We start from the raw sequence: 13293 nt of genomic DNA, 5'->3' as shown, positions 1-13293 counted from the left end.
GGCGATGATGCGTACCCTCCCCCTCCTCTCCCTCGCGCTGATCCTCGGCGCCTGCACCGTCGGCCCGAATTACGCCGGCCCGCCCGCGACGTTGTCGGGCAAGCCCGGCCAAACCGGCTTCGTCCGCGGCGGCCCGACCGCGTCCCCCGCCGCCCCCGGGGTCGCCTGCTGGTGGACGCAGCTCGGCGATCCGACGCTCGACGATCTGGAGACGCGCGCGCTCGCCGCCAATCCCGACATCGCGGTGGCCGAAGCGCGGCTGCGGCAGGCGCGCGCCTCGCTGCGCCTCGAACGCGCCAACCAGGCGCCGAGCGCGAATGCGTCCGCGACCTACCTTCACGCACGGGTGCCCGGCATCGACCTGGGCGGCAGCAGCGGCAGCGGGAGCGCGACCAACAGCAGCAACGGCGCGAGCGCGGTCGATTTCTACAACCTCGGTTTCGATGCCAGCTGGGAAGTCGACCTGTTCGGCGGCCGCCGCCGCTCGGTCGAGGCCGCCCGGGCGCAGGCGCAGGCCGCCGAGGCGAACGTCGCCGATGCGCAGGTCAGCCTGACCGCAGAGGTCGCACAGGCCTATGTCAATCTGCGCGATCGCCAGCGCCGTATCGCACTGTCGCGTCAGTCGGCGCAGATGCAGCAGCGGATGCTGGCATTGACGCAGCAGCGGCTCGATCGCGGCGCGGCGTCCGCCCTCGACGTCGAGCGGCTGCGCGGTCAGGTCGAGACGACCAATGGCCAGATCGTGCCGCTCCAGGCCGAAATGGAGGGCTATGTCGACGCGCTTGCGGTCCTGACCGGTCAGGAGCCGGGCGCGCTCGACGCGTTGCTCGCGACCACCGCGCCGGTACCGCTGCCGCCCGCGGGGGTCGCGGTCGGCGATCCCGCCGCGCTGTTGCAGCGCCGGCCCGACATCCGCGCCGCCGAGCGTACGCTGGCGCAGCGCACCGCACAGGTCGGCGTCGCCGATGCCGCACGCTTCCCGCGGTTGAACATCCTCGGACTGATCGGCCTCGGCGGCACGCAATTGTCCGATATCAGCCCGGACAAGCTCGTCGCGCTCGCCGCGCCGATGCTGCAATGGAATTTCCTCGATTTCGGGCGCAATCGCGCCCGTATCGAACAGGCCGAGGGCCAGCGCGACGAGGCGGAGGCACAATATCGCGCCGCGGTCCTCTCCGCGCTGAAGGACGCGGAGGGTGCGCTGTCGCGCTTCGGCCATCGGCGCGAGACGGTCGCCAGCCTGATGCGCAGCAAGGCGAGCGCGGATCGCGCGGCGGTGCTGATGCAGCAGCGATTCGGCGCGGGCACCGCGACGCTGATCGATTCGCTCGACGCCGAGCGCAGCCGCGTCGCCGCCGACCAGAATTTGTCGTCGGGGATCGCGAGCCTGACCGGCGACTACGTATCGCTCCAGAAGGCGCTGGGGCTCGGCTGGACCGCGCCGCCCCCACCCCGGCGCTAGCGCACCAGATAGGGGAAGGAGAGCGTGAAGCTGCTACCCGGCCTCATCGCGCCGCGCGGGCGGAAGCGGATATGCGTCACCGCGGCTTCGGACGTGCGGTTCCCCGCCACCGGCGCATAGGTCCAGCTCGCGGCATTGTCGGCGGAAAAGTCGACGTCGTCGGTGCTGCTGCCGGCGGTGTAGGTCATCGTCGTGCCCGACGTCGGCGATCCGTCGGTGTAGCCGACGATCGTCGCCGATCCCGTGCCGTCGCCGTCCAGCGCGACGCTGGTCTTCGCCGGCACCTGATAGACGAGCGCGATCGAGCCGTCGTCGAGCGACACGAGGTCGGGGTTGCGCACCACCAGGCTGGTCCGCCCCTTGCTCCCCGGCAGGGCGAGCGGTCGGCCGGCGCCGTTGACCGGATCCCAGGTCGTCACCGACGTCAGCGCGATCGTCATGTCCTGCCTGGCGACGGTCACCGTCACCGTGATCTCGCTCGTCCCCGTCCCCTTGTCGAGCGTGCCCGCGCAATTGCCCAGCACGAAGGCGACGCTGCACATCTGCCAGTCCCAGGCGATCGTGATCTTGTCGACATAATCGCCGTCGGTCAGCCCCGTCGCGCTGCCCGGCTTGACGTAGAGCGGCAGGGTTGCGCCGCTTCCGCCAAGCAGCCCCAGCACGTTGAGCAGGTTGTTCTGCGCATAGTCGACCTGCTTGCCCTGCGTCCATTGGACGGTCGAGCCGGAATCGGCGAAGGCGGTGTAGGGAAGCGTCCTGCTGCCGTTCTTCAGCGTCAGGCCGTTGAGGCTGGTGAAGGTCGCCTTCAGGTAATTGCCGCCGAAGAGATTGAGGATCGAGGCCGCGCAGGTAAAGCCCGCCTGCGTCGCGATCGCCGGCACCTTCGCCGCCGCCACCGCCGCGGACGAATAGGGGCCGGCGGCGGCCGTCACCTTCGACGTCACCGTGCAGGCGGCAGCGACGCCGGGCAGCGCCGTGGCGAGCAGCACCGCCATGGCAAGCCGTTGCACCCAGTGAAGACGCGTCATCGAAACCCCGCAGCGACCATGGGCACCGGCATGCGCACCCGCGGTAAACGGCCGGTTACGAAGTCATTTTGGGTGCACGTCGGCGCGGGTCAGCCCGCCCATCCCGGTCGCAGCGGCAGGCGCAGCACGCGGTCGTTCGCGGTCATGTAGAGGACGCGCCGCCGCTCACCGAATGCGACGTTGGCGATCGGTGCGCCGGTCGATACCAGGCCGAGCGGCTCCGCCTCCGGGGTCAGCAGCATCATGCCGCCCGGCACCGAACAGATCATCGTGCCGTCGCGCGCCGCCTTCATGCCATCGGGCAGCCCCGGCGCCGCGCCACCCGCCAGCATCGGCCGGGCATCGAGCCAGACGCGCGCATCCTTCGGCCGCCCCGCCGCATCGAGGTTGTAGACCATGATCCGCGGCGCATCGGGATCGGATACCGACACGTACATCCGTCGCTCGTCGCTCGACAGGGCGATGCCGTTGGGCCGGGTCAGCATGCCGTCGAGCAGCTCGACCGTCCCTTCCGGCAAATGGCGGTAGACGCCGTTGACCGCCTGTTCCTTCAGCGACGACGTGTCGCCGTCGGTCAGGCCATAGGGCGGATCGGTGAAATAGATCGCACCGCCGCGCGCGACGTGCAGGTCGTTGGGGCTGTTGAAACGCCTGCCCCGGTAGCGGTCCGCGACCACCGTTCGGCGGCGCGTCGTCAGGTCGAACCGGTCGATCGTCCGCCCGCCGCTGTTCGCGATCAGCAGGGCGCCGCCGGCATCGATGGCCAGCCCGTTGGCGCCGGGCTCACGCACCCGTTTCGGGTCGGTGCCGCCCGCGCCCGACGGCGTCAGGAACGGCTCGGCGCCGCGGCCCGGCCGCCAGCGCCGGATCAGGTTCGCCGGCGGGTCGGAGAACAGCAGATAATTACCGTCCTCGATCCATACCGGCCCCTCCGCCCAGCGGACGCCGGTGGCGATCACCTCCGCTGTCGTACCCGGCGCGACGATCCGGTCGAGCGCGGGCGACAGCCGCAGGAGCGCCGGCGCGTCGGGCGTGCCCGGCGGCGGCGCCACGGGCACGCGCGCGAACGCGGCCGATCCGATCATCGCCATGCCGCCCAGCATCAGGTGGCGGCGATCCATGCCGCTGTCGGTCTTCGCCATATCGGGGTCCGGTTTTCCGCTGTTCGATCGTCGCCGAGCATAGCCGCGGCCGGCGCCCGCGCCAGCGCTATCGGCCGTGCGACACGCGGAGCGTCGCAGGCGCGATCCGCGCCCACTGCCCTGTCCGCTCCCGACGATGCCGAAATGTTGGTCGGGGCGACAGGATTCGAACCTGCGACCCCCACACCCCCAGTGTGATGCGCTACCAGGCTGCGCTACGCCCCGACCGAGGGACCGTGCGGCGCGATGGCCACCGATCCCGGAGCGGGGCCTGTAGGCGGGTCGGTCGGACGATGCAAGCCGCGTTTGCACGCAAGCCGCGCAGCCGGGCGAGGCCCGTGCCCGCGACGCGACATTGCGTGGGCGCGCAAGCGATGCTAGCGCGCGGCGCTTCAGGTGCGGGGGGGGATTCTCCCGCCGATCAGCCATGCACGGACCAGATGTTCATCTCCCCAGCTTATGCACAGACCGCCGGCGGCGCCGCTGAATCGGGCGGGCTCGCCTCGCTCATCAGCTTCGCACCGTTGCTGCTCATCTTCATCGTCTTCTACTTCCTGATGATTCGTCCGCAGCAGACGCGGATGAAGGCGTTGCAGCAGGCGGTCGCCGCGGTGAAGAAGGGCGACAGCGTCGTCACCGCAGGCGGGATCGTCGGCAAGGTGACGCGCGTGGAAGACACGATCGTCGAGGTCGAGGTCGCGCCGAACACCCGCATCCGCGTGGTCAAGGCGACGCTGGCCGAGGTGACCGGGCTCAATTCGAAACCGGCGAACGACTGATGCTCGACTTTCCCCGCTGGAAGGTGGTGTCGATCTGGGCGTTGCTGGCGGTGCTGTGCGCGCTGGCGATCCCGACGTTCCTGCCCGAATCCACCACCGCGAACTGGCCGTTCCACCCGCGGGTGAACAAGGGCCTCGATCTGGCGGGCGGCAGCTACCTGATGCTGGAAGCCGATACGCAGGATCTTGCAAATACGCGGATCGAGGCGATGCGCGAGCAGATCCAGGGCACGATGCGCAACGGCACGCCGCGGATCCTGATCGGCGACATCTCGACGCGCAACAACCAGATCAGCTTCATGCTGCGCGATCCGAGTCAGGTCGACGCCGCGCGCGAACGCCTGCTCGGCATCACCGGCGGCGGCGCGGGGATGACGGGCCAGCGCGAATGGGACATTCAGGTCGTCGATTCGAGCCGCTTCGTGCTGTCGCCGACGCAGGCCGGCCTGACGCAGGCCATCAAGACCGCGATGGAGGACGCGACCGACGTCGTGCGCAAGCGCATCGACGAACTCGGCACGCGCGAACCGACCATCGTCCGCCAAGGCGACAACCGCATCCTGGTGCAGGTGCCCGGCCTCGGCAATCCGCAGGCGCTGAAGGACCTGCTCGGCAAGACCGCGCGGCTGGAGTTCAAGCTGGTCGACACCACCGCCAACAACCCCGCCGACCTCGCCAAGGGCATCGCCCCGATCGGCAGCCAGGTGCTGCCCTATCCTGGGAATCCCTCGGGCATCCCCTTCATCGCGGTGAAGCGTCCGGTCATTATTTCGGGCAACGACCTCGCCGATTCGCGTCAGGGATTCGATCAGCAGACCAATCAGCCGAACGTCCAGATTACGTTCAATGCGGTTGGCGGCAACCGCTTCGCGCGGGTTACGCAGCAGAACACCGGCAAGCCATTCGCAATGATCGTCGATGATCAGGTTATCTCGGCACCGAATATCAACGAGCCGATCCTCGGCGGCAATGCGGTCATCAACGGGGGGTTCACCGTGGAAAGCGCCAACCAGCTCGCCATCGCACTGCGTTCGGGCAAGCTTGACGTGAATCTGAAGGTGATCGAGGAATCGACCGTCGGCCCGGATCTGGGCGCCGACTCGATCCGCGCCGGCATCCTCGCCTCCGCGGTCGCGGTCGCGCTCGTCGTCGCGTTCATGTTCGTGACGTACGGCCGCTTCGGCCTCTATGCGAACCTCGCCGTCGTCATCAACGTCTTCGTGATCCTCGGCGTGCTCGCACTGCTGAAGGGCACGCTGACGCTGCCGGGCATCGCCGGCTTCGTGCTGACGATCGGTACCGCGGTCGACGCCAACGTGCTCATCAACGAACGCATCCGCGAGGAACGCCGCCGCGGCCGCAGCGTCGTCCAGGCGGTCGAGCTGGGCTACAAGGAGGCCAGCCGCACCATCTTCGAGGCGAACATGACGCACGCCATTTCGGGCATCATCATGTTCATCCTGGGCTCCGGCCCGGTGAAGGGTTTCGCCGTCGTCCTGCTCATCGGCATCGTCACCTCGGTCTTCACCGCCGTCACCTTCACGCGCATGCTCGTCGCGCAGTGGATCCGGCGCGAGAAGCCCAAGACGATCAACATCTGAGGCGAAAGGCCTGACATGCGCCTCCTGAAAATCGTACCCGACAACACGAATATCGACTTCGTGCGCCTGCGCGGCTGGGCGTTCGGCCTCACGCTGCTGCTGAGCGCGCTCGCGGTCGGCCTGACGGTCTACAAGGGCCTGAACTTCGGCGTCGACTTCGCCGGCGGCCTGATGATCGAGGAAACCTTCGCGACCCCGCCGGACCAGAACAAGGTCCGCTCGGTCGTCGACGGCCTCGGCGTCGGCGAAGCCTCGCTCCAGCAGCAGGGCGGGCCGCAGACGCTCATCATCCGCCTGCCCGTGCAGACCGGCGCGGACGACGGCGCGACCAACGCCGTGGTCAAGAAGGTTGAGACTGCGCTGGGCCAGGCGTTCCCCGGTGCGACGTTCAGCCGCTATTCGACCGTGTCGGGCAAGGTGTCGAACGAGCTGATCCGCAACGGCGTGCTCGCGGTCGTGCTCGCGGTGCTGGGCATCGGCCTGTTCGCGATCGTGCGCTTCGAATGGCAGTTCGGCGTCTCGACCATCGTCGCGATCGTCCACGATCTGTTGATGACGATCGGTTTCTTCGCGCTGTCGGGGTTCGAATTCGACCTCAACATCATCGCCGCGGTGCTGACCATCATCGGCTATTCGATCAACGACAAGATCGTGATCGACGACCGCATCCGCGAGAACATGCGCCGCTATCGCAAGATGGAGATGCGCGAGATCATCAACCTGTCGGTCAACGAGACGCTGCCGCGCACGGTGATGACATCGGTCACGATCCTGCTCGCGCTGGTCGCGATGCTGCTGCTCGGCGGCCATGTGCTGCGCGGCTTCACCGCGGCGATGATCCTCGGCATCGTCGTCGGCACCTATTCGTCGATCTACGTGTCGTCGTCGCTGCTCATCACGCTCGGCCTGCGTGCGGAACCCAACGCCCCCGAAAAGCCGGGCCGGACGGGAATCGACAACGCCGAACGCGTGGTCCCGCGGGACCGCTGAGCCGGTGCGGATGGATCGCGAGGCCGCCGCGGGCGGACCGATCGTCCGCGGTTTCGCGGGTACCGGCTTTCGCCTGGACGAGGACGTGATCCATCGCGCGGTGCTGCTCACGCCCGACACCGCGAGCGCATGGGACCCGCCGGCGTTGGCCGATCTGACCCTCGACACGCTCGGGGCGCTGATCGCCGACGGACCGGAATTCCTGTTGCTGGGGACGGGGGCGGCACTGGTCCACCCGCCCGCCGCGCTGGTCCATGCGCTCGACGCGCGCGGGATCGGGGTGGAGGCGATGGACAGCCGTGCCGCCGCGCGCGCCTGGGGCGTGCTGCGCGGCGAAGGCCGGATGATCGGGGCGGCGCTCTACCCTCTCGACGTCTGACGGACGCGGACGGTCCGACGCCGGCCCCGCGCGACCAGCCCGGCCAGATGCTCGACCAGCGCGGCGGTGTTCGCGGCCCAGGTGAACGGCTCGGCCGCCGCCCGGACCGCTGCCGGCGCCGGCGGGTGGTCCAGCAGGTCGCGGATCGCCGCCGTCAGCGCCTCCGGATCGTCCGCGACGATCCGTCCCGCATCCCGGTTCGTCACCACCTCGCGCGCGCCACCAGCGTCGCAGATGACGATCGGCGTCCCACAGGCGAGCGCCTCCAGCCAAGCATTGGCGAGCCCCTCCGACGCCGAGGCAAGCGCCATGACGTCGGCGGCGCCGACGATCGCGGGAAGCATGTCGTGGGCCACGCCGCCCAGCATGCGCACGCGGTCGCGGATCCCCAATGCCGTGGCGAGGTCGAGCAGGCGGCCGTGCTCCGGCCCCTCGCCGGCGATCGCCAGCGTCACGCCCGGCAGCGCCGCGACGGCGCGGAGCACGAGGTCATGTCGCTTGCGCGGGATCAGCGCGCCGAGCGATAGGACCAGCGGCCCCGCGATGCCCAGCGCGGCCTTCGCCGCGTCCCGGTCCACCGGCCGGAACCGGTCGAGATCGACGCCGGTGTGATGGACCCGGATGCGTTCGCCGGGCAGGCCCAGCGCCATCATGTCCTCGCGCATCGCGCCGCTTACCGCCAGCAGGCCGTCCGCGGCGAGGCCCGCGGCGACGACCTGCGCCTCCGTCGGGGCCGCGCGGCCCCAGTGATGGATGTCGGCGCCGCGCGCCTTGATCGATACCGGCACGCCATAGCGCGCCCCGAGCGCGACCGCCGCGGGCCCATCGGGGAAAAAGAAGGAGGCATCGATCACTTCGAACGGAAAATCGGCGCGCACCGCGTCGAGCACCGGCTCCAGTGCACGTTGCAGGTGATGCGCATGCCACCGGCCACCGACACCGGGGATCGTCGTGAAGCGTGGCCGATGCACGTCGAGCCCGCGCCACGTCTCGCGTGCCGGCAGCGACAGCTTGTCTCCATGCTGGATCAGCGCGAGCGGCCCCGGCGGCAACCCGATCGGAGCGACCACCTTGACGGCGACGCCTGGCGCTTGCGCCAGCCCGCGCGTCTGCCGTTCGACGAAGATACCGAAATTCGGCCGCGTCGCATCGGGGAACAGGGTGGACAGCGTCAGTACGCGGAGCATGGGCCGACGCTAGCCGATCGGGGTTAACGCTTCCTGCCGCATGTCAGGCGATACGCCGCGTCCCGGGATAGGCGAACAGCAGGTCGGAATCGTCGCTCGCCGTCACCGCCTCGCTGCCCGTCACGGTCACGCACTCGCCCGCCGTGAAGGCGACGCCCGCAACCGTGCCCGACCCGCGGATCGGCACCAGCCATCCGGTCTGCCCGTCGGCCAGCGACACCTGGCGCGTGCCGCCGGTCCAGCGTTCCAGCACGAATTTCGGCCCCTCGACGAGGATATCACGCCCCTCCCCCGCCGGCCCCGGCGAGACGATCGGCTGGTACGGCGTCAGGTGCGACACCGCGACGCCGTCGTCGAGGTGCAGCTCGCGGTCGCTGCCGTAATCGTACAGACGATAGGTCGTCTCGGAATTCTGCTGGACCTCGATCAGCGTCAGGCCGGCGCCGATCGCGTGGATCGTGCCCGAGGGCGCATAATAGAAATCGTCGACCTTGATCGGCACCCAGTCGAGATCCGCCTCGATCGACCCGTCCTGTGCGTCGGCGCGCAGCTGTTCGGCGGTCATCGGCGCATTCGGTCCCAACGCGATCGTCGAATCGGGTCGCGCCGCCAGGATCGTCCAGCATTCGTCCTTGCCGCGCGGCAGGCCGCGGGCGTGCGCCTGGTCGTCGTCGGGATGGACCTGCACCGACAGCTTTTCCCCGGTGAACAGATATTTGATGAGCAGGTCGGGGGTGGTGTCGCCGGGCTCCTGAAACCAGATCTCGCCGACCGGGGCGCCATCCGCCGGCGCATCCGCGAACCCGAAGCCCAGATCGTGCCGGCCCCATGGCTTTTCGACGCGATGGGTATGGAGCAACGTAGCCGGCATGGGGGTCCTTTCGTGATCGAAACTCGTGAGCGCCAACGTGCGAGACAGGGGATTGTTCGCAGGCACGGGCTTACGCTAAGGACCTTAGCCGATGCGTACCCCCCAGTCCAAGGCGCTTGCCGCAGCGCTGATCGCCGTCTTCGCGCTTCCGATCGCGGGCTGTGCCCGCAATCGCGCGAAATCCGACCTGCCCTATGTCGCGCGCGATGTCGGCACGCTCTATTCGACCGCGCGCAAGCGGCTCGACCAGGGCCGCTACAAGGAGGCGGCGGTGCTGTTCGACGAAGTCGAGCGACAGCATCCCTATTCGATCTGGGCCCGCCGCGCGCAGCTGATGAGCGCGTTCAGCTATTACCTCAATCGCGACTATACCGAGAGCATCCAGTCGGCGCAGCGCTTCCTGTCGGTCCACCCCGGCAACCGCGATGCGCCCTACGCCTATTATCTCGTCGCGCTCAGCTATTACGAACAGATCCGCGACGTGACGCGCGACCAGAAGATCACGCTGCAGGCGCTCAACGCGCTCGGCGAACTGACCCGCCGCTATCCCAACACCCGCTATGCGTCCGACGCGCGGCTGAAGATCGATCTCGTCAACGATCACCTTGCCGGCAAGGAGATGGAGATCGGGCGCTTCTACGAAACGCGCGGCCAGTGGCTGGCGGCGACGCTGCGCTTTCGCACCGTCATCGACAAATACCAGCAGACCACGCACACGCCCGAGGCGCTGATGCGGCTGACCGAAAGCTATCTGTCGCTCGGCCTGCCGGGCGAGGCGCAGAAGGCGACCGCGGTGCTCGGCGCCAATTATCCCGGCACCGACTGGTACGGCCATGCCTACAAGCTGATGCAGGAGCATCCCTACACCGCCGCGGCGCCGATCGCGGCGGGGCAGCCGATCGTGCCCGTCGGCACGCCCGGTGCGCAGCCGCTGTCGCTGCCCGGCGAATCGGGCACCGCGACGCCCAATGCGGAGGCGCCCGGCACGCCGACCCCGGTCGCGCCGAGCGGCGGCACCACCGGCGCGCCGGCGCCCAGCACGGAAACGCCGACGACTTGACGCTCGCGGCGCGAATTGTGCGCGCCGCAGAACGTTTAGGGATCAACATCCGCGCCGCCCGCGCTATATCGGCGGCGATGCTGACCGCGCTGTCCATTCGCGATGTGGTGCTGATCGAGGCACTCGACCTGGAATTCGGCGCCGGGCTCGACGTGCTGACCGGTGAAACCGGCGCGGGCAAGTCGATCCTGCTCGACGCGCTGGGACTGGCGCTGGGCGGGCGCGGCGAGACGGGGCTGGTCCGCCACGGCGCCGCGCAGGCGGTCGTCACCGCTACCTTCGATCCCCCCGCCGGCCCGCTGGCCGCGCTGCTGGACGACAATGGCGTCGAGATCGAGCCGGGCGAGCCCCTGCTCGTCCGCCGGATCGTCAAGGCCGACGGCGGCAGCCGCGGGTTCGTCAACAACCAGCCGGCCGGCGCCGCGCTGCTGCGCGAAATGGCGCCGATGCTGGTCGAGATCCACGGCCAGCACGACGATCGCGGCCTGCTCAACGCGCGCGGGCATCGCGCTCTGCTCGACGCCTTCGGCCGGGTCGATCCGGGCGATACCGCGCGCGCCTGGGCGACGCTGCGCGCCGCCGACGCCGCGCTCGCTGCTGCAAAGGCCGAGATCGAGACCGCGGCGCGCGACCGCGAATGGCTGGAACATGCGGTCGGCGAACTGACCGCGCTCGCCGCCGAACCGGGCGAGGAAGAGGCGCTGGCGGACAAGCGGCGCGGCATGCAGCGCGCCGAGAAGATCGCCGACGAACTCGCCGCGATCGACGATTTTCTCGACGGCTCCGACGGCGGCCTCGCGCGGCTTCGCCAGGCCGCGCGCGTGCTCGAACGGATCGCGGCGGACCATCCCGCGCTGGGCGAGGCGCTGGCCGCGATCGACCGCGCGGTGATCGAGGCCTCGGCGGCCGAAGAACAGCTGGCCGAAGCCCGTCGCGATCTCGCCTTCGATCCGCGCGCGCAGGAAGAGGATGAGGCGCGATTGTTCGAATTGCGCGGCATGGCGCGCAAGCATCGCGTCCAGCCGGACGACCTCGCCGCCCTGACCGGGGAGCTTCGCACGAAGCTCGATCGGCTCGAGGCGGGCGAGGACGGCATCGCGCTGCTCGAAACCGCGGTCGCCGCCGCGCGCGCCGATTTCGACGCCGCCGCCGACATCCTGTCGCAGCGCCGTCATGCCGCCGCCGAACGGCTCGACGTGGCGGTGGCGGGCGAACTGGCGCCGCTGAAACTCGACGCGGCGCGGTTCCGCACTGTCGTGGCGACGCTGGGCCGCGAAGGTTGGTCCGCTCACGGCAAGGACCGCGTCGAGTTCGAGATCGCGACCAACCCCGGCGCGCCGTTCGCGCCGCTCGCCAAGATCGCCAGCGGCGGCGAACTGTCGCGCTTCATCCTCGCACTGAAGGTGGCGCTGGCCGAGGAAGGCGGCGCGGCGACGATGATCTTCGACGAGATCGACCGCGGCGTCGGTGGCGCGGTGGCGAGCGCGATCGGCGAGCGGCTGGCGCGGCTGGCCGAGCACACCCAGCTGCTGGTCGTCACGCATTCGCCGCAGGTGGCCGCCCGCGGCGCGGAGCATCTGCTGATCGCCAAGAGCCATGACGGCACCGTCGCCCGCACCGGCGTCCGCGTGCTGGCCGAGGCGGAGCGGCGCGAGGAGATCGCGCGGATGCTGTCGGGCGCCACCGTCACCGACGAGGCGCGCGCCCAGGCCCTGCGGCTGCTCGAAACCGCCTGACCCCGGTCAGATCGCGCCGGTGCCCCCGTTCGCGCCGAACGCGCTGCCGGTGGTGAAGCTCATCGCCGGATCGGCGAGCGTCACGTAGAGGCCGGCGAGTTCCGCCGGCTGGCCGGCCCGCCCCAGCGGCGTGTTCTGCCCGAATTCGCCCATCTTGCCCGGCAATTGGCCGCCGGCGACCTGAAGCGGCGTCCAGATCGGGCCGGGCGCGACCATGTTGACCCGTATCCCCTGCTTGGCGACCTGCTTCGCCAGTGCCTTGGTGAAGATCAGGATGCCGCCCTTCGTCGTGGCATAGTCGAGCAGTTCCTCCTCGGGCGACACCGAATTGACCGATCCGGTGTTGATGATCGACGCGCCCGGCTTCATCAGCGGGATCGCCGCCTTCGACAGGTGGAACATCGCATAGAGGTTGGTCTTCATCGTCCGGTCGAACTGTTCCGCCGTGATCTCCGCGATCGACGCCTTCGACTGCTGATAGGCGGCGTTGTTGACGAGGATGTCGAGCCCGCCCAGTTCGCGGTGCGCCCGCGCGATCAGCTCGCGGCAGAATGTCTCGTCGGTCAGGTCGCCGGGGATCAGCACGACCTTGTGCCCCTCGCCGCGCAGCAGCCGGGCGAGATCCTGCGCATCGGGTTCTTCGCTGGGAAAATAATTGATCGCTACATCGGCGCCCTCGCGCGCGAAGCCGATCACCGCGGCGCGGCCGATCCCGGAATCGCCGCCCGTCACCAGCGCCTTGAGCCCCGCGAGCCGCCCTGACCCGCGATAGCTCGTCTCGCCCGAATCGGGCACCGGCTTCATGTCGCGTTGCAGGGCGGGCCATTTCTGGCGCTGTTCCGCGAAGGGCGTGTCGGTATATCTGGTCTGCGGATCCGACCGCGGCATGCCCGATTGTGCGAAGGCGGGGCTGGCGGCGGCGGCCACGCCGGCGACGGCAGCGCCCTTGAACAGGTCGCGTCGATTGGTCTGGTCGGCCATGTCTGGAAACTCCCGGATATCCCTGTCGCGCCAACCCTGCGCCGGGGCGCTTTGTTCAACCGGATCGACTATTATTC

At 69.5% G+C, this 13293-nt stretch carries 12 protein-coding genes and 1 tRNA gene; 7 read left to right on the top strand and 6 right to left on the bottom strand.

Annotation, left to right across the window (positions count from 1 at the left end):
* Nucleotides 1-7: 7 nt before the first annotated feature.
* Nucleotides 8-1462 carry an efflux transporter outer membrane subunit gene (locus LPN01_RS00750; protein ID WP_262827033.1) on the top strand — a complete coding sequence of 485 codons (1455 nt, stop codon included), beginning with the start codon at nt 8-10 and terminating at the stop codon, nt 1460-1462.
* Here LPN01_RS00750 and LPN01_RS00745 read toward each other — a convergent pair.
* The 3 genes from LPN01_RS00745 to LPN01_RS00735 form a co-directional block, all read right to left on the bottom strand.
* The gene (locus LPN01_RS00745; RefSeq protein WP_262826446.1) at nt 1459-2490 is read right to left on the bottom strand and encodes a spore coat protein U domain-containing protein; all 1032 of its coding nucleotides are present in this window, start codon (nt 2488-2490) and stop codon (nt 1459-1461) included. The genes LPN01_RS00750 and LPN01_RS00745 overlap by 4 nt on opposite strands.
* 89 nt (nt 2491-2579) lie before the next feature.
* Complete coding sequence (locus LPN01_RS00740; protein ID WP_262826445.1) at nt 2580-3632, bottom strand: SMP-30/gluconolactonase/LRE family protein; 1053 nt, start codon at nt 3630-3632, stop codon at nt 2580-2582.
* Between the two features lie 148 nt (nt 3633-3780).
* Nucleotides 3781-3857 (bottom strand) — tRNA-Pro (locus LPN01_RS00735).
* A 215-nt stretch (nt 3858-4072) separates the two neighbouring features.
* Here LPN01_RS00735 and yajC point away from each other — a divergent pair.
* Genes yajC through LPN01_RS00715 form a run of 4 tightly spaced genes read left to right on the top strand, consistent with a single transcriptional unit; the run spans nt 4073 to nt 7381 of the window.
* The gene (yajC, locus tag LPN01_RS00730) at nt 4073-4411 is read left to right on the top strand and encodes a preprotein translocase subunit YajC (protein WP_262826444.1); all 339 of its coding nucleotides are present in this window, start codon (nt 4073-4075) and stop codon (nt 4409-4411) included.
* On the top strand, nt 4411-6012 hold the full coding sequence (secD, locus tag LPN01_RS00725) for a protein translocase subunit SecD (protein WP_262826443.1): 1602 nt from the start codon (nt 4411-4413) through the stop codon (nt 6010-6012). The genes yajC and secD overlap by 1 nt, the downstream gene beginning before the upstream one ends.
* Before the next feature lie 15 nt (nt 6013-6027).
* On the top strand, nt 6028-7002 hold the full coding sequence (gene secF, locus LPN01_RS00720; protein WP_262826442.1) for a protein translocase subunit SecF: 975 nt from the start codon (nt 6028-6030) through the stop codon (nt 7000-7002).
* A 10-nt stretch (nt 7003-7012) separates the two neighbouring features.
* Nucleotides 7013-7381, top strand: a complete 369-nt coding sequence (locus tag LPN01_RS00715) for an Mth938-like domain-containing protein (RefSeq protein WP_262826441.1) — start codon at nt 7013-7015, stop codon at nt 7379-7381.
* Here LPN01_RS00715 and LPN01_RS00710 read toward each other — a convergent pair.
* A complete protein-coding gene (locus LPN01_RS00710; RefSeq protein WP_262826440.1) occupies nt 7363-8568 on the bottom strand; it encodes a glycosyltransferase in 1206 nt (401 codons plus the stop codon). The two genes, LPN01_RS00715 and LPN01_RS00710, sit on opposite strands and share 19 nt — an antisense overlap.
* A 43-nt stretch (nt 8569-8611) precedes the next feature.
* On the bottom strand, nt 8612-9439 hold the full coding sequence (locus LPN01_RS00705) for a class I mannose-6-phosphate isomerase (protein WP_262826439.1): 828 nt from the start codon (nt 9437-9439) through the stop codon (nt 8612-8614).
* Nucleotides 9440-9530: 91 nt separating this feature from the next.
* Between LPN01_RS00705 and bamD the strand changes: the two genes are divergently transcribed.
* Nucleotides 9531-10499 (top strand): outer membrane protein assembly factor BamD, encoded by a 969-nt coding sequence (gene bamD / locus LPN01_RS00700; protein ID WP_262826438.1) that lies wholly within the window; start codon nt 9531-9533, stop codon nt 10497-10499.
* Between the two features lie 77 nt (nt 10500-10576).
* On the top strand, nt 10577-12235 hold the full coding sequence (recN, locus tag LPN01_RS00695) for a DNA repair protein RecN (protein WP_262827032.1): 1659 nt from the start codon (nt 10577-10579) through the stop codon (nt 12233-12235).
* A 6-nt stretch (nt 12236-12241) separates the two neighbouring features.
* On the opposite strand, the gene LPN01_RS00690 is transcribed toward recN, so the two are convergent.
* Complete coding sequence (locus tag LPN01_RS00690; RefSeq protein WP_262826437.1) at nt 12242-13216, bottom strand: SDR family oxidoreductase; 975 nt, start codon at nt 13214-13216, stop codon at nt 12242-12244.
* Nucleotides 13217-13293: the final 77 nt, after the last annotated feature.

It is taken from the genome of Sphingomonas sp. A2-49 (assembly GCF_025548555.1).
Lineage (GTDB): Bacteria > Pseudomonadota > Alphaproteobacteria > Sphingomonadales > Sphingomonadaceae > Sphingomonas.
The sequence above is the reverse complement of the archived record's forward strand: the minus strand, read 5'-3'. Positions and strand labels throughout refer to the sequence as shown.